Origin of the sequence: Pseudoxanthomonas sp. 22568, from assembly GCF_052044485.1 — a bacterium.
Lineage (GTDB): Bacteria > Pseudomonadota > Gammaproteobacteria > Xanthomonadales > Xanthomonadaceae > Pseudoxanthomonas_A > Pseudoxanthomonas_A beigongshangi.
Window position 1 is genome coordinate 136,063 of record NZ_JBQENC010000001.1, and the last position, 25,143, is coordinate 161,205.

The following is a 25,143-nucleotide window of genomic DNA, read 5'->3' on the forward strand; positions in this document are numbered from 1 at the left end:
GGGGCCGCTGGTCGCCGCCGGGAGCCCCGGCGGCCGGGCTAGCGGCGTTCGATGTCCGGGTCGCGCACGCCCTGGCGCCGCAGTTCCAGCACCTGCGGGGTGATGACGGAGATGCGGGCGTCAATGCGGGCGCGGGCGTAGTAGTCCAGGTCGCTGCGCTTCTTGAGATTCTGCAACTGGATGAGCGCCTGTTCGGGCCGTCCATTGAGGAAGGCCGCCTCGGCGAAGGCCTCGCCGGCGCGGACCGGGTCGCCGGCCAGCTCGTTGGCCCGGCCGAATTCCTGCTGGAACACCGGGTCGTTGCCGGCCCGGGACAGCAGCGGACGCAGCACCGCCTGGGCGTGCCGGCCAGCTTCGGCGCCCCCCTGCTCGTTGAGGACGCGGGCGAAAGTCAGCGCGATGGGGCGGTTGTTCGGCATCTGCTGGAGCAGGCGGGCGAGCCGTTGGTTGGCCGCCGCGGTGCGGCCCGCGCGGGATTCAGCCTCGGCGGTCGCCAGTTCCAGCCACAGGTTGCCCGGATGCTCGGCCAGCAGCGGGGCCAGCTCGGTCAATGCCACCTCCGGTCGTCCCGATCCCAGGTGGGCCAGGGCCAGGCCATAACGCTGGGCATCGTCCAGGCCCTTGCCGGATTCCCGGCGGATGGTCTCGTAGTCGCGGGCGGCGCCGTCGGCGGTGGTCGCGCTGAGCACCCGCAGGCGTTCCCGGGCCCAGTCGAAGTCACCGGTGGGGCCACGGCTGAACAGGTCGCCCGGCAGGCGCACGGACAGGGGCAGCAGCGGATTGTCGCTGTCCTTTTCCGGTGCGACCACGCGCTTGGGATCGAACTGTTCGACCCGCTCGCCGCCGCCCGGAACCCGGGTGATCAGGGTCAGGTTGTCCTTGCGCATCTGCTCGGCGCGTTCCTTGGCCTCGCTGATCCGGGTGGTGGTGACCGGGTGGGTCATCAGGTAGTCCGGGTACGCCTCGCGGCCGGTGCCGCGGTTGGCGCGGGTGGCCTGGGCCATGCGGGCGAAGAAGCCGGCCATGGCGTCCACGTCGTAGCCGGCGCGCGACAGGGTGCGGATGCCCAGCCGATCGGCCTCGGATTCGTTGGAACGGGTGTAGTCGATCTGGCGTTGCTGCATCAGGCCCATGCCGCTGGCGACCGCCGCCATCGAGGCGTCGCCGCTGGAGTTGCCGCCGGCGCTCTGCGCCAGCACGATCGCGCCCAGCATCCCGAGCAGGATCGGAATCTGATCGCGCTCGGCCCGCTCGACCCCGCGCAGCACGTGCTGCTGGGTGACGTGGGCGATTTCGTGGGACAGCACCGCGGCGACTTCGTCCTCGCGCTCGGCGGTCAGGATCAGGCCCGCGTTGGTGCCGATGTAGCCGCCCAGCGTGGCGAACGCATTGATCTGCCGGTCCTTCATCAGGAAGAACGTATAGCTCTGGCGCGGCGAGTCGCTTTCCGCGCCCAGGCGGGTGCCGACCTTCTGCAGCCAGTCGTCCAGCAGCGGGTCTTCCAGCAGGTAGCCGTAGTTGCGCAGCTCGCGCAGCATCATTCCGCCGTACTCCGCCTGGCGCGCCGGGCTCAACACCTCGCCGGCGGAGGAACCGATGTCCGGCAGGCGCACGTCCTGCCCTTGCGCCAGAGGCGCGGCCAGGAGCACGGTGAGGGCGGTGGAAAGCAGCGGAAGGCGCAAACGGAACTCCGTTGTCGGACAATGGCGGCAGGCTTGCGAGCGGCAGGATGACGCTTTGCCGCCGGCAGCGAGTGAACATGCGGTTAACCGGACCCACGGCCCGCACTGTTCCACTCGGCCGGCTGGAAAGCGCGCCATCGGCCACCCATATTGCCCTCAGACCCGACTTTGAACGCGTTGTTCCATTCAGGAGGATTCCTTGAGCGACACCGAGACCGGCGGCCCCGCCATCACCCTCTACACGACCGCGATCTGCCCTTACTGCGTGGCCGCGAAGAACTTCCTCAAGAGCAAGGGCCAGAGCTGGAAGGAAGTCCGCATCGACCTGGAGCCGGACGAGCGCGAACGCATGATCGCCCGCGCGCGCCGCACCAGCGTGCCGCAGATCTTCATCGGTGAGACCCACGTCGGCGGCTACGACGACATGATCGCCCTGCATCGGGCCGGCAAGCTGGAGCCGCTGCTGGCCGGAGAGGGCGCATGAGCGGCGGTGAAAAGGACCGTCTGCGCGAATTCACCGAATTCCGCCAGCGCATGAACGAGCGCATCCTGGCCGAACCGAACCAGGTGGTCCGCCGCTTCTTCGCCCTGGATACCCAGACCTACCAGCCCGGCGCGCTGGATGTGAAGACCAAGGAACTGCTCGGGCTGGTGGCGTCGATGGTGCTGCGTTGCGACGACTGCATCAGCTACCACGTGGCCCAGTGCAAGGACGCCGGCGTCAGCCGCGACGAGTTTTTCGAGACCTTCTCGGTCGGGCTGGTGGTGGGCGGCTCCATCGTCATCCCGCACCTGCGCAGGGCGGTGGACTTCCTGGATCAGCTGGAGGCCGGCGCGGCCGACGCGCCTTCGGCGCACGGCCACGATTGACCCGCGAATCGGCCCCGCGCCGGCGCCGGCCTTGGCCGGAACCGGCGCGACAAGGCCGGTTCTCCGCTCCTCCGACGATGGTCGATTTGGGACCGTACAGGGGGTTCAGGCATAATTGCCGGACTTGAAACCCCCTCCGCGCCTGCATCCCGGTTCCCGGCCCGCACGGCGCCCCTGTTCGGAATCCCAAGCAAATGACCCAGACGATTACGGTCATCCGCGGCGACGGTATCGGCCCGGAGATCATGGACGCGACCCTGCACGTGCTCGAAGCCCTGAAAGTGGGCCTGAGCTACGAGGAAGCCGATGCCGGCATGGTCGCGCTGGAAAAGCACGGCGACCTGCTGCCGCAGGCGACCCTGGAATCGATCCGCAAGAACGGCGTGGCCCTGAAGAGCCCGCTGACCACGCCGGTGGGCGAGGGCTTCAGCTCGATCAACGTGGCCCTGCGCCGCCATTTCGACCTGTACGCGAATGTCCGCCCGGCCAAGTCGTTCCCCAACACCAAGTCGCGCTTCCCCTCCGGCGTGGATCTGATCACGGTCCGCGAGAACACGGAAGGCGCCTACATCGGTGAAGGCCAGTCCATCTCCGAGGACGGCGAAACCGCGCTGCTGACCCAGAAGATCACCCGCAAGGGTTCCGAGCGCATCGTCCGCTACGCCTTCGACCTGGCCCGCAAGACCGGCCGCAAGAAGGTCACCGTGGTGCACAAGGCCAACATCCTCAAGACCACCTCGGGCCTGTTCCTGAAGGTCGCGCGCGAAGTGGCCGCGCAGTACCCGGACATCCAGTGCAACGAGATGATCGTGGACAACACCTGCATGCAGCTGGTGATGCGTCCGGAGCAGTTCGACATCATCGTCACCACCAACCTGTTCGGCGACATCATCTCCGACCTGTGCGCCGGCCTGGTCGGCGGCCTGGGCCTGGCCCCGGGCGCCAACATCGGCGTCGACGCGGCCATCTTCGAGGCGGTCCACGGCTCGGCCCCGGACATCGCCGGCAAGGGCATCGCCAATCCGTGCGCGCTCCTGCTGGGCGCGGCGCAGATGCTCGACCACCTCGGCCAGCCGGACAAGGCCGAACGCCTGCGCGCGGCGATCATCGCCACCCTGGAAGCCAAGGATTCGCTGACCCCGGATCTGGGCGGCGAGGGCACCACTATGTCCTTCGCCAAGGCGATCGCCAGCCGGGTCTGATGTCCCGGCGGCGCCGGGTTTTACCGGCCTGAAACACGGAAACGGGACGCCCAGCGTCCCGTTTTTGTTTGCATTCGTCCCGCCCGCGGGGCTTGGACCGGGCCGTGGCAAGCCGGACAATCGCCGGTTTCCCGCACACCTCCGCCGCCCACGATGACCGTCCGCCCCAGCGCGCTCGCGCTGACCCCGCTGCTGCTGTTCCTGGCCCTGTTCTTCGGCGCCGGCCTTTACTACACGTTCCAGGGCGACGCCATGGGCTTCTACCAGTTGCGCGCGCCGGTGGCGATCCTGCCGGCGCTGGCGCTGGGGGCGTGGCTGGCCCATCGACGCGGCGTGGCGGCCTCGCCGACGCTGCTGGGCGGCATGGGCGATGCCAACGTGATGCTGATGTGCCTGATCTTCCTGCTGGCCGGCGCGTTCGCCACCGTGTCCAAGGCCATTGGCGCGGTGGATGCGGTGGTTGCGCTGGGACTGGGCGCGCTGCCGCCGTCGCTGATCCTGCCCGGATTGTTCCTGGTGGCTTCATTCGTGTCGCTGGCCATCGGGACGTCGATGGGCACGATCGCCGCCGTTGTGCCGATCGCGCTGGGCGTCGCCGACGCCGCCGGCCTGGATCGCACGCTGGTCGTCGGTGCGGTCATCGGTGGTGCGATGTTCGGCGACAACCTGTCGGTGATCTCGGATACCACGATCGCGGCGACCCGCAGCCAGGGCGCGGAGATGCGCGACAAGTTCCGCGAGAACTTCAAGATTGCGTTACCCGCCGCCCTGGCCACCGCGGTGCTGCTGGCGTTCCTGGGAGAGGGGGCGCCGGTGGAGGCGCCCGGCGGCGCGTCGCCCTGGCTGGTGCTGCCCTATGTACTGGTGCTGGTGCTCGCCCTGATTGGACTGGACGTGGTGGTGGTGCTGGCGATCGGCCTGGCGCTTTCCGGCGTTTTCGGCTTCGTCTTTGCCGGCGACTACACGCCGGTCGATCTTGCCGGAGACATCTACGCCGGATTCGAGAGCATGGTGGAGGTGACCCTGCTTTCGATCCTGATCGGAGGACTGGGGGCGCTGATGAAGGCGAGCGGGGGCCTGGACTGGCTGGCGCGGACGATTGCCCGTTTCGCCCGCGGCCATACCGGGCGGCGCTCCGGCGAATTCAGCATCGCCGCGCTCTCCGCCGGGACCGATGTCCTGACCGCCAACAACACCGTGGCGATCCTCATCACCGGCAGTCTCGCCAAGGACATCGCCGAGCGCCACGGCATCACGCCGCGTCGTTCGGCCAGTCTGCTCGACATCTTCGCCTGCGTGGTGCAGGGCGTGCTTCCTTATGGCGCGCAGATTCTGCTGGCATCGTCGCTGGCGGCCGTTTCGCCGCTGGCGCTGGCCGGCAGCGTCCACTATTGCTGGCTGCTGGTCGCGGCGGCCGTGGTGTTCATGCTGCTTCCCGCGCGCCGCTCAACTGCCGTGGCGGGTACCGGCTGAGCGGCGCGTCGCATCCTGGGCAGCAAAAAAAAAACGGGGCGCCTTGCGCCCCGTTTCTTGTTTTACCGGCCTGGAGATTCAGTTGCGCGACTGCAGCTTGGACAGCAGGCGCAGGAACTCGATGTACAGCCAGATCAGGGTGACCATCAGGCCGAACGCCGCGTACCACTCCATATACTTGGGTGCGTTCTGCTCCACGCCGGTCTCGATGAAATCGAAATCCAGCACCAGGTTCAGCGCCGCGACCACCACCACGAACAGGCTGAAGGCGATGCCGATAAGACCCGAGTCGTGGATGTAGGGAATGTTGATGTTGAAGAAGCCCAGCACGATCGTGGCCAGGTAGATCAGCGCGATGCCGCCGGTGGCCGCGACCACGCCCAGCTTGAAGTTCTCGGTGGCCTTGATCCAGCCCGAGCGGTAAGCCATCAGCAACGCGAACAGGGTACCGAAGGTCAGCAGCACCGCCTGCAGCACGATGCCGTTGAACTTGACCTCGTACATCGCCGAGATGGCGCCGAGGAACAGGCCTTCGGCCAATGCGTACAGCGGCGCGGTGACCGGCGCCCAGGTCTTCTTGAAGATGGTGACCATCGCCAGCACGAAGCCGCCGATGAGCCCTCCCAGGATGTACAGCATCGCCCCGGGCGCGAGTTCGCCGGTCGGGGTGAGCGCCGTGTTCCAGGTGTAGGTGGCGGTCAGCACGCACAGCAGCAGCAGGATGCCGGTCCGGTTGACCGTGCCGTTCAGGGTCATCGCGCCGGCATCGCGCGAAACCACCGCGCCGCTGCCCAGGTCGAGGAAGGTGGACTCCTTAAGAGCCGGATTGCCGCTGCGCATCATGGTTCCCTCATGGTTGATTCGGACTTCTGTCCCCAGCCGCGGAGCATAGCCGATGCCCGTGACCGGACGCGGCGTTTGACAGGAAGCCGGCAGATTCCGACAATAGACGGCCTTGTCGACGCTGCCTGGCGCCGATGCCGGGGCCCTCGTCGGGGTATAGCGCAGTCTGGTAGCGCATCTGCTTTGGGAGCAGAGGGTCGGGGGTTCGAATCCCTCTACCCCGACCAGTCTGGCTCGTCCCGACGACAGGGATGCGACAATCCGGTCCGGGCGCCCGTAGCTCAACCGGATAGAGCACCGGCCTTCTAAGCCGGCGGTTACAGGTTCGAGTCCTGTCGGGCGCGCCATCCGGCGCAAGCGGCGGACAAAGCGGTAGAAAAAAGTTTCAGTGGTGGCTGTAGCTCAGTTGGTTAGAGTACTGGATTGTGATTCCAGATGTCGGGGGTTCGAGTCCCCTCAGCCACCCCACCAAGCAAGGCTTTCGCGCAAGCGGGGGTTTGTAAGAAAAAGAAGATGCGGTTACACTACGCGTCCAGTTTTTGGGGCCGTTAGCTCAGTTGGTAGAGCAGTTGACTCTTAATCAATAGGTCCAAGGTTCGAATCCTTGACGGCCCACCAAACAGAACGCCCGACCGCGAGGTCGGGCGTTTTCTTTTCCGGGATGCTCCGTCGGCCTTCCCGGCTGGGTAGAATGCCGGCGCACCTGCGAAAGTGGCGGAATTGGTAGACGCACTGGATTTAGGTTCCAGCGGGTAACCCCCGTGAGGGTTCGAGTCCCTCCTTTCGCACCACGTCCTTCCGGACGTTTCCGGGACCGGCCCGGAATCCGGGGCCCCGGCCATTTCCCCGGATTGCCTCGAAATTCCCTTCCCCGGCGCCTGCGGTTGGCAGGAAAGCCCGGAATAGGCGAAACTATTCCGTTCCGCCGGTCGGCACGTCGCGTGTCCGCGGGCGACCCGAATTCATCAACATCATGCCCGGGCATGGGACCCGGGCAGCAGGAGCCAGTGAGTATGCAAGTTTCGGTCGAATCGGTCGGCAACCTCGAACGCCGCATGACCTTCAGCCTGCCGGCTGAGCGTCTGGATACCCACATCGGTGGCCGCCTGCGCGAAATCGCGCGCACCGCCCGCATCAAGGGTTTCCGTCCCGGCAAGGTGCCCACCAAGGTGATCGAGCAGCGCTTCGGCCAGCAGGTCCGCGCCGAGGCCCTCGACGGCCTGCTGCGCGAGACCTTCAACAACGCCGTGCGCGACAACGATCTGCAACTGGCCGGCAATCCCCGCATCGAGAAGAACGGCGAGGGTGAGCTGGATTTCATCGCGACCTTCGAAGTGGTGCCGGATTTCGGCGAGATCGACGTGACCAAGCTCAACGTCATCCGCCACACCGCCGAAGTGGCCGACGCCGACATCGACCAGATGGTCGAGAACCTGCGCCTGCAGCGCCGCACCTTCGAAGTGGTGCAGCGCGGTGCGAAGGACGGCGATCGCGTCGAACTGGAAACCTGGTCGCAGGCCGGTGACGAACGCCTGCCCGCCGAGGGCGCGGAAAAGGGCGCCACCCTGATCGGCTCGGGCGTGATGTTCGCCGATATCGAGAAGGGCCTGATCGGCCTGGCCGCCGGCGAGGAGAAGACGATCCAGGTGCAGTTCCCCGCCGACTGGCGCGTGCCGCAGCTGGCGGGCCGCCAGGTCGACGTCTACGTGAAGGTCACCGAAGTGGCCGAGTCGGTGCTGCCGGCGGTCGACAAGGACTTCATCCGCAGCTTCGGCGTGAAGAGCGGTGACGCCGAACAGTTCCGCCGCGACATCCGCAGCAACCTGGAGCGCGAGCTCAAGGGTGCCCTGATGGGCCGCCTGCGCCGGGAAGTCGGCGAGCAGCTGATTGCCGCCTGGGCGCACGTGGAAATGCCGCCGCGCCTGGTCGAGAACGAGGCCCGCGCGATGGTCCAGCAGACCGCCGATCAGGCCGCCCGCAACGGCCAGCAGGTGCAGATCCCGCCGAACGCCCATGAGGGCTTCATGGATGCGGCCCGCAAGCGCGTCCTGGTCGGCCTGCTGGTGGGCGAGGTCGCCCGCCGCAACCAGCTGCGCCTGGATCCCAAGCGCCTGAACGAGACCCTGCGCCTGATCGCCTCCACCTACGAGGAACCGGAGCAGGTCATTGAGTTGTACCGCAACGATCCCCAGTTGATGGGGGGACTGCAGTCGCGGGTGATGGAAGAGCAGGTGATCGACTGGATCGCCGAGCGCGCCCAGCACACGGAGCAGTCGCTGAGCTTCCAGGAAGCCATCCGGAACTAACGGCGGTTCGCCGGGGTCGATGAGACCCCAGCCCGTCCCGGTCCGGCTATCCTAGGCCGGACCCCTCCACGACAATTTGGGCGCGAAAAAGCCGATGAGCATTGAAACCAAAGCCTTGAACCTGGTGCCGATGGTGGTCGAACAGACCAGCCGCGGCGAGCGCGCCTACGACATCTATTCGCGCCTGCTCAAGGAACGCATGATCTTCCTGGTCGGCGGCGTGGACGACCAGGTGGCCAACGTGATCGTGGCGCAGATGCTGTTCCTCGAGGCCGAGAACCCCGAGAAGGACATCAGCCTGTACATCAACTCGCCCGGTGGCGTGGTCACCGCCGGCATGGCGATCTACGACACCATGCAGTACATCAAGCCGGACGTCAGCACCGTCTGCATCGGCCAGGCCGCCAGCATGGGCGCGCTGCTGCTGGCCGCCGGCGCCAAGGGCAAGCGCTATGCGCTGCCCAACTCGCGGGTGATGATCCACCAGCCGCTGGGCGGCTTCCAGGGCCAGGCCACGGACATCGACATCCATGCCCGTGAAATCCTGACCCTGCGTTCGCGCCTGAACCAGATCCTGGCCAAGCACACCGGCCAGGCCCTGGAAACCATCGAGCGCGACACCGAGCGCGACAATTTCAAGAGCGCCTCCGACGCGCAGGCCTATGGCCTGGTCGACCAGGTGCTGGAACGCCGTCCTGAAGAGACCATCCAGCCGGCGTGAACCCCGGGCGCGGACCCTGTTTGCCGCGCCTGCCACCCCCTCCGCGGACCCGGCTGACAGGCCGGGGCCGTGTGCTATTCTCCGACCGAGTCCGCCTAGCGGGCAGGGTGACCGAGTAATCGAAGCATGAGCGAAGACCGTCAGGGCCGTACCGGCGACAGCAGCAAGATCCTGTATTGCTCGTTCTGCGGCAAGAGCCAGCATGAAGTCCGCAAGTTGATCGCGGGCCCCAGCGTGTTCATCTGCGATGAATGCGTCGAGCTGTGCAACGACATCATCCGCGAGGAACTCGAGGAGAAGGCGCAGTCCGCCCGCAGCCACCTGCCCAAGCCGCGCGAGATCCTGGAAGTCCTGGATCAGTACGTGATCGGCCAGCAGCGTGCCAAGCGCACCCTGGCGGTGGCGGTCTACAACCACTACAAGCGCATCGAGAGCCGGCAGAAGAACGACGACGTCGAACTGGCCAAGTCGAACATCCTGCTGGCCGGCCCGACCGGTTCCGGCAAGACCCTGCTGGCCGAGACGCTGGCCCGCCTGCTCAACGTGCCGTTCACCATCGCCGACGCCACCACCCTGACCGAAGCCGGTTACGTGGGCGAGGACGTGGAAAACATCATCCAGAAGCTGCTGCAGAAGTGCGACTACGATGTCGAGAAGGCGCAGCAGGGCATCGTCTACATCGATGAAATCGACAAGATTTCGCGCAAGAGCGAAAACCCGTCGATCACCCGCGACGTGTCCGGCGAAGGCGTGCAGCAGGCGCTGCTGAAGCTGATCGAAGGCACCGTCGCCAGCGTGCCGCCGCAGGGCGGCCGCAAGCACCCGCAGCAGGAATTCCTGCAGGTGGACACCAAGAACATCCTGTTCATCTGCGGCGGCGCGTTCGCCGGCCTGGACAAGATCATCCAGCAGCGCTCCACCGAGGCCAGCGGGATTGGCTTCGGCGCCAAGGTCCGCAGCGCCGAGCGCAAGACCGAGACCGGCAAGCTGTTGTCCGAGGTCGAGCCGGAAGATCTGATCAAGTTCGGCCTGATCCCCGAGTTCGTCGGCCGCCTGCCGGTGGTCGCGACCCTGGAGGAACTGGACGAGCCGGCCCTGGTCAAGATCCTCACCGAGCCCAAGAACGCCATCACCAAGCAGTTCAAGAAGCTGTTCGACATGGAAGGCGTGGAACTGGAGTTCCGTCCGGACGCGCTGTCGGCGATTGCCCGCAAGGCACTCAAGCGCAAGACCGGCGCGCGCGGCCTGCGCACCATCGTCGAGTCGGTCCTGCTGGACACCATGTACGACCTGCCGTCGCTGGAAAACGTCAGCAAGGTGGTGGTGGACGAATCGGTCATCGAACACAAGTCCGAGCCGTACCTGATCTACCAGAATCCGCCGGCCCAGAAGGTCGCCGCCGCGGAATGAAGCGAGGCCGAGCATTCGGTGCAAGTATTTGATTCAATTGACATTTAGAGGTTGCACTTGCATCCTCCCGACAATGGCCCCATAACGGGGCCATTGGCTTTTTGGCCTCCGTAATTCCGCATCCGCTGGAGCCCCCATGCCCCGCCGTACCCCCACCGAAATTCTCGACCTGCCGGTCCTGCCGCTACGCGACGTAGTGGTGTTCCCGCACATGGTCATTCCCCTGTTCGTCGGCCGCGACAAGTCCATGCGCGCGCTGGAGCAGGCCATGGAAGCGGACAAGCGCATCCTGCTGCTGGCCCAGAAGTCGGCCGAGACCGACGATCCCGTGGCCGCCGATCTCTACAGCATCGGCACCCTGGCCCAGGTCCTGCAATTGCTGAAGCTCCCCGACGGCACCATCAAGGTGCTGGTCGAGGGCGTCTCCCGCGTGAAGGTTTCCAATGTCGTCGAGCGCGACGGTTCGCTGTACGGCGAAGGCGAGGAAATCGAATCCACCGAAGGCCGCGAGCCGCGTGAAATCGAAGCGGTGGCGCGTTCGCTGATGGGCCTGTTCGAACAGTACGTCAAGACCAACCGCAAGCTGCCGCCGGAACTGCTGCAGACGCTGGCCGGTATCGATGAACCCGGTCGCCTGGCCGACACCATCGCCGCCCATCTGGGCGTGCGCCTGAGCGACAAGCAGCGCCTGCTGGAAACCATCGGCATCGGCGAACGGCTGGAATTGCTGGTCGGTTTCGTCGACGGCGAAATCGACGTGCAGCAGCTGGAAAAGCGCATCCGCGGCCGGGTCAAGTCGCAGATGGAGAAGAGCCAGCGCGAGTACTACCTCAACGAGCAGATGAAGGCGATCCAGAAGGAACTGGGCGAGCTCGACGACGCGCCGAACGAGCAGGAGGAACTGGCCCGCAAGATCGCCGAGGCCGGCATGCCCAAGGCGGTCGAGACCAAGGCCAAGAACGAACTCAACAAGCTCAAGCAGATGTCGCCGATGTCCGCCGAGGCGGCGGTCGTGCGCAATTACCTGGACTGGCTGCTGGGCGTGCCGTGGAAGAAGCGCAGCAAGGTCCGCAAGGACCTGAAGGTCGCGCAGGAAACCCTGGACGCCGACCATTACGGCCTGGACAAGGTGAAGGAACGGATCCTCGAATATCTCGCCGTGCAGTCGCGCGTGCAGAAGATGCGCGGCCCGATCCTGTGCCTGGTGGGACCGCCGGGCGTGGGCAAGACCTCGCTGGGCCAGTCCATCGCCAAGGCGACCAACCGCAAGTTCGTGCGCATGTCGCTGGGCGGCGTGCGCGACGAGGCCGAGATCCGGGGCCACCGCCGCACCTACGTGGGTTCGATGCCGGGCCGCATCGTGCAGAACCTCAACAAGACCGGCAGCAAGAATCCGCTGTTCGTGCTGGACGAAATCGACAAGATGTCGATGGACTTCCGCGGCGATCCCTCGTCGGCGCTGCTGGAAGTGCTGGATCCGGAGCAGAACAGCGCCTTCAACGATCACTACCTGGAAGTGGATCTGGACCTGTCCGAAGTGATGTTCGTCGCGACCTCCAACTCGCTCAACATCCCAGGCCCATTGCTGGATCGCATGGAAGTCATCCGCATCCCGGGCTATACCGAGGATGAGAAGCTCAACATCGCCCTGCGCTACCTGCTGCCCAAGCAGATCAAGGCCAACGGCCTGAAGCCGGAAGAGCTCACGATCGCCGAGGACGCCATCCGCGACCTGGTGCGTTACTACACGCGCGAATCCGGCGTGCGCAACCTGGAACGCGAAATCGCCAAGATCTGCCGCAAGGTGGTCAAGGAAATCGCGCTGGCCGGCCCGCAGCCGGCCAAGAAGAAGAAAAAGGGCGCGCTGGTGCAGGTCAGTTCGAAGAACCTGGACAAGTATTCCGGCGTGCGCCGCTTCGATTTCGGTCGCGCCGAGGAGCAGAACGAGATTGGCCTGGTCACCGGGCTGGCCTGGACCGAAGTGGGCGGCGATCTGCTGCAGATCGAAGTCGCGCTGGTGCCGGGCAAGGGCCTGTTGACCCTGACCGGCCAGCTGGGCGACGTGATGAAGGAATCCGCGGCCGCCGCGATGTCGGTGGTGCGCGCGCGCGCCACCGCACTGGGCATCGATGCCGAGTACCTGCAGAAGCACGACGTCCACCTGCACGTGCCCGACGGCGCGACGCCGAAGGATGGTCCCAGCGCCGGTGCCGCGATGGTGACCGCGCTGGTGTCCACGCTGACCCGCACGCCGGTGCGTGCCGACGTGGCAATGACCGGCGAGATCACCCTGCGCGGGCGCGTGTCCGCCATTGGTGGCCTGAAGGAAAAACTGCTGGCGGCGCTGCGCGGCGGCATCACCACCGTGATCATCCCGGAAGAGAACCGCAAGGACCTCGCCGACATTCCCGCCAACGTCACCCAGGGCATGAAGATCGTGCCGGTCCGCTGGATCGATGAGGTGCTGGATCTCGCGCTGGAACGGCCGCTGGCGCCCACTGCGGCGCCGACCGAGGGGGGCAAGCCGCGGCGCGTGCCGGCCCGCCGCAAGGCGCCCGTGCAGCCCGACGTCAAGCACTGAATCGCGGCATACACGGAAGGTAAAAAACCCGCAAAACCCGCGTCATTATTGGGTTTTCGGCTTGCGTGCCTGTATACCCGCTGGTATAACGGCGTCACCCGCAAACACGATGAGCATCGTTCTCGTCGTGTTCGTGGAAGACGACCGGAAGCGCGTGACGATCAGATTCCCGCGCATTCCGGTTACACATTCCGCGGTTGTTCCGCAAAAGGAGTTTCTACATGAACAAAACCGAATTGGTTGATGCCGTCGCCGACGAAGCCGAAATGTCCAAGGCTGAAGCTGGACGTGCCGTCGACGCCGTGATTTCCAGCATCACCAAGGCCCTGAAGAAGGGCGACAGCGTGACCCTCGTGGGCTTCGGCACCTTCCAGGTGCGCAAGCGCGCCGCCCGTACCGGCCGCAACCCGAAGACCGGCGACACCATCAAGATCAAGGCTTCCAAGAATCCCGCCTTCAAGGCTGGCAAAGCCCTGAAGGATGCCGTAAACTAATCGACTCGCTGCTGCCGAGTGAGTCCGGTCGGTTGAACGGGTGCTTAGCTCAGCGGTAGAGCGTCGCCCTTACAAGGCGAGGGTCGGGGGTTCGAAACCCTCAGCACCCACCAAACCGGACCAACTGTTTAAGTTTCCGCGGAGTGGTAGTTCAGTCGGTTAGAATGCTGGCCTGTCACGCCGGAGGTCGCGGGTTCGAGTCCCGTCCACTCCGCCACGAACATGAAAAACCCCTGAGAAGTCAGGGGTTTTTTGTTGCCTGTCGGTCGCGCGAAAGATGGCGATGGTGGTTGCTTCCAGCGTCCGGAGCGATGCGGATGTCGCGTAGCGCCCCGCGGACCAACGCGTCGTCGTGGATGGCGCCTCGCTTGAATTTCCGTCAGTCCGGCGCGGACGATGCGCGGTACTCGCGACCCTGAAGGTCGATGTAGAACTCATCCCCATCGAGACGCACGCGCGCAAGGCCATCGCGGAAACGGAATTCCGAGTCATAGCGGAACGGGATGACCCGTTGTCCGTGCGTATCGAGAGCTCCCCATTGCTTTTGCCCGTTGCTGGCGGCGATCAGACTCTCTCCCCAAGGCGAAACCTCGCTCAGGCCGCAATGGAGTTCCGCCCCCGCGTGATCGAGGAGGCAGCGGGTGTTGTCGTCCCGTCGCACGACCAGCAGGCGGAGCGGCAGATCGGGAGAGGTATATTTCAGGTACTCGAAGCTTGGCCGATCCGCGGTCACGACCTCCACGTTGCGCGCCGCATCCAGGATGCCCCAGCCGCCGACGACGCGATGAACCACGAAAAAATTGTCGTATTGATATCGGAGATCGTCATAGATGCCGAACGGGACGATTTGCCGGCCATCGGTACCGAGCACACCGACGCTCTTGCGGTCCGGGGCGCGTACCACGCGAAGCTCCCGGGAATCCGACGACGGCTCCCGGAAACGGCTGGACGCCACGTCATACCGATCCGGATAGTCACCGCCGCAGGGGCGTGTGTGGCCGTCCGGAGAGATGAGATAACACTTCCGGCTTCCCGCGGAATGAAACGGATTCAAATCGATGAATCCGCTTCGGGTGGACGGTTTGACGATGGCGCCCCAGGCCACGCCGTCCCTGAATGGCCTGGCTTCGGTGAAACGCGGATGCACGATCCAACGGCCCCGGAGATCGATATAGCCCCATTTCCCGCCCGATTTCACCGCGGCCCGGTCTTCGGTGAATGGCTGCGCATCCTCGAAGGTTTTCGCGAACGGGGTCTGCTCATGAGCATCGACAAAACCGAACCGGCCGTCGGCATGGAGATAGGGGATGAAGGAAGTCGCGGCGTTCACCGGATGTCCGGTCTCGGCGGCGCCATCGGCGGAACGACCGGAGGCGATCATCGAGATGGGCAGGAGTAGCCAGGTGAGGAGCCGAAGCGGGCGGGAGGGCGGCATGACACAAGAGCAATGGCAGTGCGAACAGAGGTCGATTCTATCGGGATGACTCCGGGGCCCGTTTGCATTGTTCGTTCTCAAGATCGACGAATGACGGTCGCTCGTGTCGAGGCATCTCTTGCCCATGCGGGAAGAAAGGGCGGCGAGCGAATCCGCTCCGATTCGGTTGCGGCCGGGAGGCATCTGGCACCGCCATAGGGGACCGATTTATGGAAGCGAATGCTCTGCGCGGCTGCTGCCGCGTGGCTGCCGTGGGGGCGGGCGCGGGCGCAGCAGGTCGTCGAGAGGGAGGTGCGCCACGGTGGACGAGTCCCGGCGGGACAGGGAACAACCCGCTCCGGACGAAACAGGTCTGGCCGACCTTTCACTGGAAAGGATGCGGCAGGGATGACGCCGAACGCGCGCCGGGGGCCCCGCGACCGCCGTTGCTTGGTCATTCCGGCCAGGCCGCCGGAGGCGCGGCGGTAGCAAGCGATGGGGCTCTCGTAGACTTCTGGCTACCGCGGGCAGGGAGAGGTGCGGTTCCCTGGGTACGGTGCCGACAGAGGGCCGAACCTGAAAAATCTGTTCGACCGGTCTGGCACAATTTCCGGAAGCCCCGTACAATGGTCAACTCAGCGCGGAGTGGTAGTTCAGTCGGTTAGAATGCTGGCCTGTCACGCCGGAGGTCGCGGGTTCGAGTCCCGTCCACTCCGCCAGTTATCCCGGAAAGCCCGCGAAAGCGGGCTTTCTGCTTTTCCGGGGACCGCTGCCGGCGTCCGTGGATGAACGGGCCCGGGCGGTGCGGCCGGGTTGCGGCGAACCACCGCGAAGCGCGGTAAACTGCGCGGCTACTGAAATCGAGCCACGCATCGATGCTGCAAAAACTCCGCGATAAGACATCCGGGTGGATCGCCACCCTCATCCTGGGCCTGCTGATCATTCCGTTCGCCTTTGTCGGCGTGAACGAATACATGACCGGCGGCACGGCCAATGATGTCGCGACCGTCGAGGCGCCACCCACCTGGTGGAAGTCCGCGCCGAACTGGTGGCCGGTGTCCAGGCTCTGGCAGCGCAAGGAAATCACGGTCGACGAATTCCGTACGACCTTCGAGGCCGCGCGCCAGCAGCAGCGCCAGATGCTGGGTGAGAATTTCGATGCGCGCGAGTTCGAGAGCAAGGAAAACAAGCTCAAGATCCTCGAGCAGCTGATCAACCAGCGCGTGCTGGCGTTGGCTTCCGAACGTGCGGGCGTGGTGATCGGCGATGCCGCCGTCAACCAGGCCATCGCCGCCGAACCGGCCTTCCAGGTCGACGGCAAATTCAATGCCGAACGCTACCAGCTGGTGCTGGCTTCGCAGGTGCCGGCGCTGTCGCCGCTGAAGTTCCAGGAGCAGGAACGCGAGCGCCTGAAGATGATGGTGATGCCCGAAGGCATCGGCACCTCCGATTTCGTCACCAAGGGCGAACTGGAGCGGTTGTTCAAGCTGCTGGCGCAGACCCGCGACGTGGGCCTGGCGCTGGTGCCGCCGGCCGCACCGGATACCGCGCCGGTGTCCGACGCCGATATCCAGAAGTGGTATGACGGCCACAAGGCCGAGTACCGCCAGCCGGAAACGGTCTCGCTGGAGTATGTCGAGGTCAACGGCGCGACCCTGCCGGGTGCCGTGGCGCCGGACGAGGCGACCCTGCGCAAGCGCTATGAAACCGAGAAGAACCGCTTCGTGGCGCCGGAACAGCGCGTGGTATCGCACATCCTGATCGGCGCGCCGGCCGGTGCCGACGCCGCCACCTTGAAGAAGGCCGAGGACAAGGCCGCCGCGCTGGCCGCGCAGGCCAGGCAGGGCGCCGACTTCGCCGCGCTGGCCAAGGCCAATTCGGAAGATCCGGGTTCCAAGGACACCGGTGGCCTGCTGCCGGCGTTCGCGCGCGACGGATCGATGGTCAAGCCGTTCGAGGACGCCGCGTTCGCCATGCAGGCCGGCGAGATCCGTGGCCCGGTCAAGAGCGACTTCGGCTATCACGTGCTGAAGCTAAACGAGATCAAGCCGGGCCAGGGCAAGAGCTTCGAGGAGGTCCGCGACGAACTCGCCCGCGAGCAGGCCACCGCCGACGCCGAGCGGGCCTACAACGAACTGGCCGGCAAACTCGTCAACGAAGTGCTGAAGAACCCCACCGCGCTGGAGCCGGCCGCGAAGGCCGTTGGCCTGCCGGTGCAGAAGATCGGGCCGTTCTCGCGCGCCAACGCCAGCGGCATCGCCGCCAACCCGGCGGTGCTGCGCAGCGCGTTCTCCGAGGCGCTGGTGCAGGATGGCACGGTCAGCGATCCGATCGAGATCGCGCCCAGCCACAGCGTGGTGATCCGCGTGGTCGGCCACACGCCGGAGCAGCCGCAGCCGCTGGCCCAGGTCCGTGACGCGGTGATCGCCGCGATCCGCGCCGATCGCCAGGAGAAGGCCACCGCCGCCACCGCCGACGCGGTGCTGGCGCGCATCGCCAAGGGCGAGACGCTGCAGGCGATTGCCACCGCCGACAAGCTCCAGTTCAACGAAATGCCGGGCATGCCGCGCGGCATGCCGGTGCCGACCGCGGAAGGCAACGAGGCGATCTTCGCGGTGCCGCGTCCGGCCGCGGGCAAGGCGTCGACCGGCAAGGTCGCGCTGGGCGGTGGCGCGTTCGCCGTGTTCGCGGTCACCAAGGTCACCGACGGCGATGCCGCGCAGGTGCCGGCCGAGCAGCGCGATGGCATGAAGCAGCAGCTGATCCAACTGGGCGGCGGCGTCGCCACCCAGGGTTTCATCGACACCATGCGCAAGCAGTACAAGGTCACCGTGATGGAAGATCGCCTGTAAGGCGTTCGACCGACGCGGTGAACGAAAAAGCCCGGCAAACGCCGGGCTTTTTTATCGGGTCTTTTGCGCCACACGGCATCGGCGCGGAGCCGGCATGACCTCGATCCGGAAGGACCGAGAGCCGTCCTGTCGTCAGGGCTGGCTTTCGTCCAGCGCCAGCACCATGCCCGGGCGCAGGATGGCGTCGGACTTCAGCCCATTGCGCGATAGCAACTGCTGCGGCCTGAGGCCGTACCGCCGCGCGATGGTCCAGGCGGATTCGCCGGCACGAACGGTGTGCGAGCGCCGGGATGCGCTGGCGACGCTGGTGTCCCGCGACGGCGGCGAAGCGCTTGCGGCGGCGCCGATGCCGGCGGCGGACGGATCCGGTCCGGACTCCGCTTCGACCGGCGCGTCGGCAAGCCGGGTCGAGGATGCCGCCACGATGCCCCGGGAATCGGGAGCGAGAATCCTGACCGGCTTGTCCAGGCGCGGGACACCCTTGCCCAAGGCCGGATTCAGGCGCTTGAGCAGGGCGCTGTCGTGACCGTTGGCCTCCGCCCAGCGCTCCAGACTGGCGGCATCGCGGGGCAAGGCGTGCGCTGACAGGCGAGGCACTGGACGGTCCAGCCGTTTCAGCCATTCGCCGCGATCGTCGGCCTGTTCGAAGATGCAGGCCAACGCATGCAGCTTTTCGACGTAGGCGTAGGTGATGCTGGACAACCCGGGCAGCTCGGCCGGGCGGGCGTTCTGCGCATTCATGCCGGCGCGGCGCATCGACTGCAGCACCCGGTACTCGCCGGCGTTGTAGGCCATCACCGCCAGCCGCCAATCGCCGCCGAACATGCCATGGAGGGTCTTGAGGTAACGCACCGCGGCCTGGGTGGAATCCACCGGCGAGAGCCGGCCGTCGTAGCTTTCGCGCACCGGCACACCATGGTTCCGTGCGGTGATGCCGATGAACTGCCACAGGCCCGCGGGACCGCTGGCGTTGCGCGCGCCGGGCTTGTAGCCGCTTTCCACGAAGGGGATGAGTGCGAACTCGGTGGGCAGGTGCGCCTCGCGCAGCGCGTCCACGACATAACCGAACAGCGGTAGCACGTCGTCCGATTTGACCAGTTGGCTCGGCGCGTGGGCGAAGTGCTTCTTCCAGCGCGGGCCGGTGGCGGCGGCATCGCATTGCGGTTCGGCCAGGCCGTCGCGGAACCGCTGGTAGATCTCCAGCCCGCTTTCCTGCTGGCTGGGAGGCACCGTGACCAGTTCGATGGGGGGGGCCGAAGGCTGGCTCGCCTGTGCCGGCGGCAGTGCCAGGCCCAGGCCGGCGCTGCAGGCCAGCGCGAGCAGGCCGGCTCGCAGGCCAGGAAGCGGGCCGCGCCGGTTCATGCGCGGAACTGGTCCTTCCAGCGCCGCAGTTCGGCGAAGGTCTCGACCCGGTCGATGGGCGCGCGCCCCAGCCGGTGCGCCACGGCCGCGCGCACGGCCTCGCTGTCCACCCGCAGGAACGGGTTGGTCGCGGTTTCCTGGGCCAGGGTCGACGGCAGGGTCGGACGGCCGGCTTGGCGCATGGCGTGGACTTCCTCGGTTCTGCGACGCAGGGCCTCGTTGGCGAGATCCACCGCGCGGGCGAATGCGGCGTTGGCCAGGGTGTACTCGTGGCCGCAGCAGACCGCGGTCGAGCCGGGCAGGGCGGCCAGGCGGTCCAGCGACCCCAGCATCTGGGACGGCGTACCTTCGAACATGCGCCCACAGCCCAGGCTGAACAAGGTGTCGCCGCAGAACAGGTGATCCTGGTCCTGGCCTCCGCCCAGATAGGCGATGTGGCTGCGGGTATGGCCGGGCACGGCCAGCACCTCCAGGCGCCAGTTCTTCAGCGCCACGCGGGCGCCATCGCCCACCCGCACACAGTCGAACGGAATCCGCTCGTCCTCCGGCGCGTAGACCGGCAGGGTCGGCCAGCGGGCGCGCAGCGCCGCCACGCCGCCGATATGGTCGTTGTGGTGATGGGTCAGCAGGACCGCCGCGGGCCACAGGCCCTGGTCGGCGGCGGCCAGGACCGGCGCGGCGTCCCCGGGGTCCACGATCAGCGCATCGCCGTCGTCGTCGGCCAGCGCCCAGATGTAGTTGTCGTCGAAGGCGGGCAGGGCGGTCAGGCGCATGGGCGATGGTTTTGGGGAGGGACGCTGGAAGGGTCGTCCACTACAATCCCGAACATGCCTGCCTTCGAGTTCAGCCGTCAACCCGATGCCCTGGCATGGTTCGATGCCGGGCGCGGGCAGGCCCTGCTGGCAGCCGAGACCGTCGCCGCCGGCCAATGGCTGACGCTGCGGCCAGCCCAGCCGGCGCTGTGGCTCTCCCCGGCCCCGGCGCGCCCGCCGGTCGTGCTCCACGGCTTCAGCCGGCAGTTGTGGCTGTGGCGGCATCCGGAGGGCTTCAGCGGCGATCTGCGCTGCGAACTGCCCTTGCCGCTGCCCAGCGAGGCCTTCGGCAGCATCGTCGTCCAGCACGTGCCGGAGGCCGGTTCGGCGACGGATCTGCTGGGCGAGTGCGCGCGCGTGCTCGCCCCCGGCGGACGCCTGCGCCTGTACACGCTCAACCCCCTCAGCCCGTACCGGTGGCGCTGGCGCGGTGCCGCCCTGCGGGTCCGCGATGCCGCCAGCTGGCAGAGCGCGCTTCGCCAGGCCGGCCTGCACCCGCTCGCCGCCGGAGCCGGCTACCAGGGGCCGCTGCTGCGCGGCACCGCGATGGCGCCGCACCTTTCCTTCAACCGGTTCCGCGCGGTCTGCGTGCTGGAAGCCGAAAAACGCGTCGCCGCCCTGATTCCGCCCGCGCCGGCCCGGCGTCGCTGGAACACCGGCGCGGCGCACGCCTGAACCCACAACGCACAGGAAGCAATGAAGCAGATTTCCATCCATACCGACGGCTCCTGCCTGGGCAATCCCGGGCCCGGGGGCTGGGCCGCCCTGTTGCGCTACCAGAAGAAGGAGCGCGAACTTTCCGGGGGCGAAGCCCAGACCACCAACAACCGGATGGAGCTGATGGCGGCGATCGTGGCGCTGGAGACCCTCACCGAGGGATGCGCGGTCGCGCTGTACATCGATTCCCAGTACGTGCGCCAGGGCATCACCGAATGGATGCCCAACTGGGTGCGGCGCAACTGGAAGACCGCCGCCGGCGACCCGGTCAAGAATCGTGATCTGTGGGAGCGCCTGCACGAGGCGACCCGGCGCCATCGCATCGAATGGCACTGGGTGAAGGGCCACAACGGGGACCCGGACAACGAACGCGTCGATCAGCTGGCGCGCATGCAGGCGCTCAGGTTCCGAGACGGCGGCGCGGTAAAGTAAGCGGCATGAATCTTTCACCCGTGCTCGAAACCGAGCGCCTGCGCCTGTTCGAGCTGTCCGAGCATGCACCCGGCGATACCGCCTTCGTGCTGGAACTGCTCAACGACCCGGATTTCCTCCGCTACATCGGCGACCGCGGCGTGCATTCGCTGGCGCAGGCAGTCGACTACCTGCGCGACGGACCGGTGGCGAGCTACCGGCTCAACGGTTTCGGCCTGTATCGGGTGGAACGGCGCGAGGACGGCGCGGCGGTGGGCATGTGCGGGTTGATCAAGCGGCCGCCGCTGGCGCATCCCGATCTCGGTTACGCCCTGCTGCCGCGTTTTCGTGGCCATGGTTACGTGGCCGAGGCCGCGCGGGCAGTGCTCGCTGCGGCGCGCGAACAGGGCATCGCCACTGTGCTGGCGGTGGTGGACCCGGACAATGCGGCCTCGATCCGGACCCTGCGGGGCCTGGATTTCGGGTACCGTGAAATGGTCCGGCTGGTGGCGGACGACATCGAACTGAAGTTGTTCGCCTGGCAATCAGACAAGCAATAGGCAAGACAGACGCATGCGACAGATCATCCTCGACACCGAAACCACCGGCCTGGAATGGAAGAAGGGCAACCGCATCGTGGAAATCGGTTGCGTCGAACTGCTCGAACGCCGGCCCACCGGCCGCACCTACCACCAGTACATCCATCCGCAGCGCGAGTTCGAGCAGGGCGCGGCGGAGGTCACCGGCCTGAGCCTGGATTTCCTGTCGGACAAGCCGCTGTTCGCGCAGATCGCCGACGAGTTCCTCGCCTTCATCGACGGCGCGGAACTGATCATCCACAACGCCGCGTTCGACGTGGGCTTCCTCGACTACGAACTGTCGTTGCTGGGCGAGCACTACGGGCGCCTGCAGGATCGGGTGACCGTGGAGGACTCGCTGCTGCTGGCGCGCCAACGCTTCCCGGGACAGCGCAATTCGCTGGACGCGCTGTGCAAGCGGCTGGGCGTGGACAACACCCATCGCCAGTTGCACGGCGCGCTGCTCGACGCCCAGCTGCTCTGCGATGTCTACCTCGCGCTGACCGCCGGCCAGCGGGAAATCGGCTTTGCCGGCCTGGACGAACCGAGTTCCGGCGCGGCGGTGGTGGCGGCCGATTTCAGCGGCCTGGCCGCCGGCCCGCGCCCGCGCGTGCAGATCGGCGAGGCGGAACAGGCCGCGCACGAGGCGCGCCTGGAAAAACTGCGCAAGAAAGCCGGCAAGGCGTTGTGGGACGAACTCGACACCCCGGCCATGGCCGAAACCGCCATCGCCTGAATCTCAGGGCGGAGCAGGCAACATACCTCGTAGCGCCGAGCTTGCTCGGCGAACCGGGGCGGAGATCCGGCGGCAAGCGGAGCAAGCTCCGCTCTACGTCAGTGGCAGCGCACCAGGATGGCGGTGACGTTGTCCGAACCGCCGCCATCGAGGGCCGCGGCGATCAGGCAATCCACGCATTCCTGCGCGCTGCAGTCGGACAGCCTCAGGGTGTCCGCGATGCTGCGATCGTCCACTTCCTCGGTCAGCCCGTCGCTGCACAGGAGCAACTGCATGCCCGGACGCAGTTCGCCGGTGAGGGTTTCCACGTTGAGGTGGGTCGGGTCGGTCACGCCCAGCGCCTGGGTCACCACGTTGCGGTGCGGATGCGAGCGTGCCTGTTCGCTGGTCAGCGAACCCTGTGCGATCAGTTCCTGCACGTAGCTGTGGTCCTGGCTCAATTGGGCCAACTGGCCGTCGCGCCACAGGTAGGCGCGGCTGTCGCCGACCCACGCCACCTCGAAACGGTTGCCCTGGACCCGCGCGGCGACCACCGTGGTGCCCATCGGCAGGGTGTCGTTGCGGCGCCGGGAGGTGCGGATGATTTCCTCGTCGGCGATGCGGATGGCCTGGTGCAGCGGCGTGCCATCGCGGATCTCGCGCACGATGGTCTCGCGCGCCAGCGCGCTGGCCACCTCGCCGCAGGCGTGCCCCCCCATGCCATCGGCCACCAGCCACAGTCCCAGCTCGCTGTCGCCGTAGTAGGTGTCCTCGTTCAGCTCCCTTCTGAGGCCTACGTGGGTGATGTGCCCGAATTCGATCATTGATGTCCTGATGGTGGGAGCGGGGGAGGGAAGTTCCCTGCTGGTTGATACGGAATGATCCGGGCGAAACGGACAGCGGGCAAGCAAAAGCGAGCCCGGGAGAGTTTTCGTTCAGTGGGAAACGACGAATCCGGCCGGAATCTTCAGCTTCGGCTTGTCGGCGGAGGGTCCGACCCGTATCATTCACGCCCCCGGCCGCGCGCCGGGGACCACCGGAGAGGTGGCAGAGTGGTTGAATGTACCTGACTCGAAATCAGGCATACGTTAATAGCGTATCGGGGGTTCGAATCCCCCCCTCTCCGCCAGATACGCAAGGGCCCCCGCAAGGGGGCTTTTGCGTATCTGGCGGAGTGAGGGGATCTGGAGAGAACCCCGACAGGTTCGACAGAACGGCGCAGCCGTTCTGCACGGCGAAGCCGCCCGCAGGGCGAGGCACGCAGTGCCGAGTGAATCCCCCTCTCCGCACGTTACAAGGCCCCCGCAAGGGGGCTTTTGCGTATCTGGCGGAGTGAGGGGATCTGGAGAGAGCCCCGACGGGTTCGACAGAACGGCGCAGCCGTTCCGCACGGCGAAGCCGCCCGCAGGGCGAGGCACGCAGTGCCGAGTGAATCCCCCTCTCCGCACGTTACAAGGCCCCCGCAAGGGGGCTCTTGCGTTTCGGGAACTTCTCAGACCCGACCAGTCACCGGAATCAGCGCGCCGGTGATCGCGGCGGCCGGTTCGGACAGCAGGAACCGGACCACGCCCGCCAGTTGTTCCGGGGTCACCCAGCGCGAGGTGTCGGCGTCCGGCATGTCGGCGCGGTTGGCAGGGGTGTTGATGATGCTGGGCAGCAGCGCGTTGACGGTGATGCCGCGATCCTTGAATTCCTCCGCCATCGCCTCGGTGAGGCGCGCCACGCCGGCCTTGGAGGCCGCGTAGGCGCCCATCCCGGTACCGGCCTTGACCGCGCCGGCCGCGCCGATGTTGATGATGCGGCCGCCGCCGGCGGCGAGCAGGAACGGCAGCGCGGCCTGGCTGGCGGCCACGGCCGTGCGCAGGTTCAGCCGGTAGAGCCGGTCCCAGGTGTCCAGGCTGCCCTCGGCCAGGGTTTCCCAGCGGAAGCCGCCGGCGATGTTCACCAGCGCGTCGATGCCGCCGAGCGCCTGCCTGGCCTGCTCCAGCGCGGTTTTTGCCGCCTCGGCATCGGCCAGGTCGATGCCGCCGAAGGCATGCACGCCGGCGGTGGTTTCGGCGGGAGCGGGCGCGTGATCCAGCGCCGCCACCGTCGCGCCCGAAGCGACCAGCGATTGCACCACCACCCGGCCAAGCGCGCCGAAAGCGCCGGTGACGACAACCCGTTGGGCCGATGAATTCATGGAGGACATCCCGATGCGGAAAGCGACCATGTTAGCGCCGTGCGAGCGGGCGCGTATCCGCCATCCGGTACACTGGCCGTCCCGTTTTCGCGGTGCCGCGCCATGTCCGAAATCCTCGTCCCTGTTTCCTTCGGCGAACTGCTCGACAAGATCGCCATCCTGCAGATCAAGTCCGAGCGGATGAGCGACCCGGCCAAGCTGGCCAACGTGCGCAACGAACTGAGCGCACTGGAAAAGACCTGGATGGCGCATCCGGCGGCGGTCAACAACATCAGTGAACTGCGCGCCCAGCTCAAGGCGGTCAACGAGCGCCTGTGGGTGATCGAGGACGACATCCGCGTCAAGGAGAAGGTGCAGGCGTTCGATGAAGAATTCGTCCGGCTGGCGCGCAGCGTCTACTTCGAGAACGACGAACGCGCGCGCATCAAGAAGGACATCAACCTGGCGCTGGGCTCCAGCTACGTGGAAGAGAAGTCCTACCAGGACTACAAGACCGGCGCGGTGCCGTAATCACCGCA

General features: G+C 66.6%; 22 protein-coding genes and 9 tRNA genes. 24 read left to right on the plus strand and 7 right to left on the minus strand.

Going from position 1 to position 25,143, the window contains the following annotated elements; translation table 11 throughout:
- Nucleotides 1-38: 38 nt before the first annotated feature.
- The gene (locus ACTJI2_RS00690; protein WP_225562447.1) at nt 39-1,682 is read right to left on the minus strand and encodes a M48 family metalloprotease; all 1,644 of its coding nucleotides are present in this window, start codon (nt 1,680-1,682) and stop codon (nt 39-41) included.
- Nucleotides 1,683-1,881: 199 nt separating this feature from the next.
- On the opposite strand from ACTJI2_RS00690, the gene grxC reads away from it, so the two are divergent.
- From grxC to ACTJI2_RS00710, 4 genes are all read left to right on the plus strand, one after another.
- A complete protein-coding gene (grxC, locus tag ACTJI2_RS00695) occupies nt 1,882-2,166 on the plus strand; it encodes a glutaredoxin 3 (protein ID WP_221188916.1) in 285 nt (94 codons plus the stop codon).
- Complete coding sequence (locus ACTJI2_RS00700; RefSeq protein ID WP_183637738.1) at nt 2,163-2,552, plus strand: carboxymuconolactone decarboxylase family protein; 390 nt, start codon at nt 2,163-2,165, stop codon at nt 2,550-2,552. Before grxC ends, ACTJI2_RS00700 begins: the two co-directional genes overlap by 4 nt.
- Nucleotides 2,553-2,746: 194 nt before the next feature.
- Nucleotides 2,747-3,754: an isocitrate dehydrogenase gene (locus ACTJI2_RS00705; RefSeq protein ID WP_203323553.1), complete on the plus strand. Its 1,008-nt coding sequence runs from the start codon at nt 2,747-2,749 to the stop codon at nt 3,752-3,754.
- A 153-nt stretch (nt 3,755-3,907) separates the two neighbouring features.
- The gene (locus ACTJI2_RS00710) at nt 3,908-5,227 is read left to right on the plus strand and encodes a Na+/H+ antiporter NhaC family protein (protein ID WP_440840752.1); all 1,320 of its coding nucleotides are present in this window, start codon (nt 3,908-3,910) and stop codon (nt 5,225-5,227) included.
- Nucleotides 5,228-5,305: 78 nt separating this feature from the next.
- On the opposite strand, the gene ACTJI2_RS00715 is transcribed toward ACTJI2_RS00710, so the two are convergent.
- Nucleotides 5,306-6,070: a Bax inhibitor-1/YccA family protein gene (locus ACTJI2_RS00715; protein ID WP_249888265.1), complete on the minus strand. Its 765-nt coding sequence runs from the start codon at nt 6,068-6,070 to the stop codon at nt 5,306-5,308.
- A 150-nt stretch (nt 6,071-6,220) separates the two neighbouring features.
- On the opposite strand from ACTJI2_RS00715, the gene ACTJI2_RS00720 reads away from it, so the two are divergent.
- From ACTJI2_RS00720 to ACTJI2_RS00775, 12 genes are all read left to right on the plus strand, one after another.
- Nucleotides 6,221-6,297: transfer RNA gene (locus ACTJI2_RS00720), tRNA-Pro, on the plus strand.
- A 43-nt stretch (nt 6,298-6,340) separates the two neighbouring features.
- A tRNA-Arg gene (locus ACTJI2_RS00725) sits at nt 6,341-6,417 on the plus strand.
- A gap of 44 nt (nt 6,418-6,461) precedes the next feature.
- A tRNA-His gene (locus tag ACTJI2_RS00730) sits at nt 6,462-6,538 on the plus strand.
- Nucleotides 6,539-6,612: 74 nt separating this feature from the next.
- Nucleotides 6,613-6,688 (plus strand) — tRNA-Lys (locus ACTJI2_RS00735).
- 87 nt (nt 6,689-6,775) lie between these two features.
- Nucleotides 6,776-6,861, plus strand: a tRNA-Leu gene (locus ACTJI2_RS00740).
- A 222-nt stretch (nt 6,862-7,083) separates the two neighbouring features.
- Nucleotides 7,084-8,376 carry a trigger factor gene (gene tig, locus ACTJI2_RS00745; RefSeq protein ID WP_183637727.1) on the plus strand — a complete coding sequence of 431 codons (1,293 nt, stop codon included), beginning with the start codon at nt 7,084-7,086 and terminating at the stop codon, nt 8,374-8,376.
- Between the two features lie 94 nt (nt 8,377-8,470).
- A complete protein-coding gene (gene clpP, locus ACTJI2_RS00750; protein ID WP_183637724.1) occupies nt 8,471-9,097 on the plus strand; it encodes an ATP-dependent Clp endopeptidase proteolytic subunit ClpP in 627 nt (208 codons plus the stop codon).
- A gap of 126 nt (nt 9,098-9,223) precedes the next feature.
- Entirely contained in the window at nt 9,224-10,507 is a 1,284-nt protein-coding gene (gene clpX, locus ACTJI2_RS00755; RefSeq protein ID WP_183637721.1) for an ATP-dependent Clp protease ATP-binding subunit ClpX, read from the plus strand.
- 136 nt (nt 10,508-10,643) lie between these two features.
- A complete protein-coding gene (gene lon / locus ACTJI2_RS00760; RefSeq protein WP_183637718.1) occupies nt 10,644-13,088 on the plus strand; it encodes an endopeptidase La in 2,445 nt (814 codons plus the stop codon).
- Between the two features lie 221 nt (nt 13,089-13,309).
- Complete coding sequence (locus ACTJI2_RS00765; protein WP_141456262.1) at nt 13,310-13,582, plus strand: HU family DNA-binding protein; 273 nt, start codon at nt 13,310-13,312, stop codon at nt 13,580-13,582.
- A 38-nt stretch (nt 13,583-13,620) separates the two neighbouring features.
- A tRNA-Val gene (locus ACTJI2_RS00770) sits at nt 13,621-13,695 on the plus strand.
- A gap of 27 nt (nt 13,696-13,722) precedes the next feature.
- Nucleotides 13,723-13,799 (plus strand) — tRNA-Asp (locus tag ACTJI2_RS00775).
- A gap of 162 nt (nt 13,800-13,961) precedes the next feature.
- On the opposite strand, the gene ACTJI2_RS00780 is transcribed toward ACTJI2_RS00775, so the two are convergent.
- Complete coding sequence (locus ACTJI2_RS00780; protein WP_440840753.1) at nt 13,962-14,963, minus strand: WG repeat-containing protein; 1,002 nt, start codon at nt 14,961-14,963, stop codon at nt 13,962-13,964.
- A 675-nt stretch (nt 14,964-15,638) separates the two neighbouring features.
- Here ACTJI2_RS00780 and ACTJI2_RS00785 point away from each other — a divergent pair.
- Together ACTJI2_RS00785 and ACTJI2_RS00790 are read left to right on the plus strand one after the other, a co-directional pair.
- A tRNA-Asp gene (locus tag ACTJI2_RS00785) sits at nt 15,639-15,715 on the plus strand.
- A gap of 156 nt (nt 15,716-15,871) precedes the next feature.
- A complete protein-coding gene (locus tag ACTJI2_RS00790; protein WP_203323341.1) occupies nt 15,872-17,848 on the plus strand; it encodes a peptidyl-prolyl cis-trans isomerase in 1,977 nt (658 codons plus the stop codon).
- A 132-nt stretch (nt 17,849-17,980) separates the two neighbouring features.
- On the opposite strand, the gene ACTJI2_RS00795 is transcribed toward ACTJI2_RS00790, so the two are convergent.
- A complete protein-coding gene (locus ACTJI2_RS00795; RefSeq protein WP_440840754.1) occupies nt 17,981-19,210 on the minus strand; it encodes a transglycosylase SLT domain-containing protein in 1,230 nt (409 codons plus the stop codon).
- Entirely contained in the window at nt 19,207-19,983 is a 777-nt protein-coding gene (gene gloB / locus ACTJI2_RS00800; protein WP_440840755.1) for a hydroxyacylglutathione hydrolase, read from the minus strand. Before gloB ends, ACTJI2_RS00795 begins: the two co-directional genes overlap by 4 nt.
- Nucleotides 19,984-20,037: 54 nt before the next feature.
- Here gloB and ACTJI2_RS00805 point away from each other — a divergent pair, with 54 nt between their 5' ends.
- Genes ACTJI2_RS00805 through dnaQ form a run of 4 tightly spaced genes read left to right on the plus strand, consistent with a single transcriptional unit; the run spans nt 20,038 to nt 22,464 of the window.
- Nucleotides 20,038-20,697: a hypothetical protein gene (locus ACTJI2_RS00805; RefSeq protein WP_440840756.1), complete on the plus strand. Its 660-nt coding sequence runs from the start codon at nt 20,038-20,040 to the stop codon at nt 20,695-20,697.
- 21 nt (nt 20,698-20,718) lie between these two features.
- The gene (rnhA, locus tag ACTJI2_RS00810; protein WP_183637704.1) at nt 20,719-21,171 is read left to right on the plus strand and encodes a ribonuclease HI; all 453 of its coding nucleotides are present in this window, start codon (nt 20,719-20,721) and stop codon (nt 21,169-21,171) included.
- 5 nt (nt 21,172-21,176) lie between these two features.
- A complete protein-coding gene (locus ACTJI2_RS00815) occupies nt 21,177-21,710 on the plus strand; it encodes a GNAT family N-acetyltransferase (RefSeq protein ID WP_440840757.1) in 534 nt (177 codons plus the stop codon).
- Nucleotides 21,711-21,723: 13 nt separating this feature from the next.
- Entirely contained in the window at nt 21,724-22,464 is a 741-nt protein-coding gene (gene dnaQ, locus ACTJI2_RS00820) for a DNA polymerase III subunit epsilon (protein ID WP_183637700.1), read from the plus strand.
- Nucleotides 22,465-22,562: 98 nt separating this feature from the next.
- On the opposite strand, the gene ACTJI2_RS00825 is transcribed toward dnaQ, so the two are convergent.
- A complete protein-coding gene (locus ACTJI2_RS00825) occupies nt 22,563-23,267 on the minus strand; it encodes a PP2C family protein-serine/threonine phosphatase (RefSeq protein WP_141456270.1) in 705 nt (234 codons plus the stop codon).
- Between the two features lie 214 nt (nt 23,268-23,481).
- On the opposite strand from ACTJI2_RS00825, the gene ACTJI2_RS00830 reads away from it, so the two are divergent.
- Nucleotides 23,482-23,572 (plus strand) — tRNA-Ser (locus tag ACTJI2_RS00830).
- A gap of 363 nt (nt 23,573-23,935) precedes the next feature.
- Here ACTJI2_RS00830 and ACTJI2_RS00835 read toward each other — a convergent pair.
- Nucleotides 23,936-24,625: an SDR family NAD(P)-dependent oxidoreductase gene (locus ACTJI2_RS00835; RefSeq protein ID WP_440840758.1), complete on the minus strand. Its 690-nt coding sequence runs from the start codon at nt 24,623-24,625 to the stop codon at nt 23,936-23,938.
- Nucleotides 24,626-24,727: 102 nt separating this feature from the next.
- Between ACTJI2_RS00835 and ACTJI2_RS00840 the strand changes: the two genes are divergently transcribed.
- Nucleotides 24,728-25,135, plus strand: a complete 408-nt coding sequence (locus ACTJI2_RS00840) for a DUF6165 family protein (RefSeq protein ID WP_440840759.1) — start codon at nt 24,728-24,730, stop codon at nt 25,133-25,135.
- Nucleotides 25,136-25,143 lie beyond the last annotated feature (8 nt).

What these genes read in the sequence shown, in the direction of transcription:
- lon (WP_183637718.1), top strand. Translation starts at nt 10,644, where the DNA reads ATGCCCCGCCGTACCCCCACCGAAATTCTCGACCTGCCGGTCCTGCCG.
- ACTJI2_RS00840 (WP_440840759.1), top strand. Translation starts at nt 24,728, where the DNA reads ATGTCCGAAATCCTCGTCCCTGTTTCCTTCGGCGAACTGCTCGACAAG.
- ACTJI2_RS00805 (WP_440840756.1), top strand. Translation starts at nt 20,038, where the DNA reads ATGCCTGCCTTCGAGTTCAGCCGTCAACCCGATGCCCTGGCATGGTTC.
- ACTJI2_RS00835 (WP_440840758.1), bottom strand. Translation starts at nt 24,625, where the DNA reads ATGAATTCATCGGCCCAACGGGTTGTCGTCACCGGCGCTTTCGGCGCG.
- ACTJI2_RS00765 (WP_141456262.1), top strand. Translation starts at nt 13,310, where the DNA reads ATGAACAAAACCGAATTGGTTGATGCCGTCGCCGACGAAGCCGAAATG.
- ACTJI2_RS00705 (WP_203323553.1), top strand. Translation starts at nt 2,747, where the DNA reads ATGACCCAGACGATTACGGTCATCCGCGGCGACGGTATCGGCCCGGAG.
- ACTJI2_RS00795 (WP_440840754.1), bottom strand. Translation starts at nt 19,210, where the DNA reads ATGAACCGGCGCGGCCCGCTTCCTGGCCTGCGAGCCGGCCTGCTCGCG.
- clpP (WP_183637724.1), top strand. Translation starts at nt 8,471, where the DNA reads ATGAGCATTGAAACCAAAGCCTTGAACCTGGTGCCGATGGTGGTCGAA.
- ACTJI2_RS00790 (WP_203323341.1), top strand. Translation starts at nt 15,872, where the DNA reads ATGCTGCAAAAACTCCGCGATAAGACATCCGGGTGGATCGCCACCCTC.
- ACTJI2_RS00715 (WP_249888265.1), bottom strand. Translation starts at nt 6,070, where the DNA reads ATGATGCGCAGCGGCAATCCGGCTCTTAAGGAGTCCACCTTCCTCGAC.
- ACTJI2_RS00825 (WP_141456270.1), bottom strand. Translation starts at nt 23,267, where the DNA reads ATGATCGAATTCGGGCACATCACCCACGTAGGCCTCAGAAGGGAGCTG.
- ACTJI2_RS00780 (WP_440840753.1), bottom strand. Translation starts at nt 14,963, where the DNA reads ATGATCGCCTCCGGTCGTTCCGCCGATGGCGCCGCCGAGACCGGACAT.
- ACTJI2_RS00815 (WP_440840757.1), top strand. Translation starts at nt 21,177, where the DNA reads ATGAATCTTTCACCCGTGCTCGAAACCGAGCGCCTGCGCCTGTTCGAG.
- ACTJI2_RS00710 (WP_440840752.1), top strand. Translation starts at nt 3,908, where the DNA reads ATGACCGTCCGCCCCAGCGCGCTCGCGCTGACCCCGCTGCTGCTGTTC.
- clpX (WP_183637721.1), top strand. Translation starts at nt 9,224, where the DNA reads ATGAGCGAAGACCGTCAGGGCCGTACCGGCGACAGCAGCAAGATCCTG.
- rnhA (WP_183637704.1), top strand. Translation starts at nt 20,719, where the DNA reads ATGAAGCAGATTTCCATCCATACCGACGGCTCCTGCCTGGGCAATCCC.
- ACTJI2_RS00700 (WP_183637738.1), top strand. Translation starts at nt 2,163, where the DNA reads ATGAGCGGCGGTGAAAAGGACCGTCTGCGCGAATTCACCGAATTCCGC.
- gloB (WP_440840755.1), bottom strand. Translation starts at nt 19,983, where the DNA reads ATGCGCCTGACCGCCCTGCCCGCCTTCGACGACAACTACATCTGGGCG.
- dnaQ (WP_183637700.1), top strand. Translation starts at nt 21,724, where the DNA reads ATGCGACAGATCATCCTCGACACCGAAACCACCGGCCTGGAATGGAAG.
- tig (WP_183637727.1), top strand. Translation starts at nt 7,084, where the DNA reads ATGCAAGTTTCGGTCGAATCGGTCGGCAACCTCGAACGCCGCATGACC.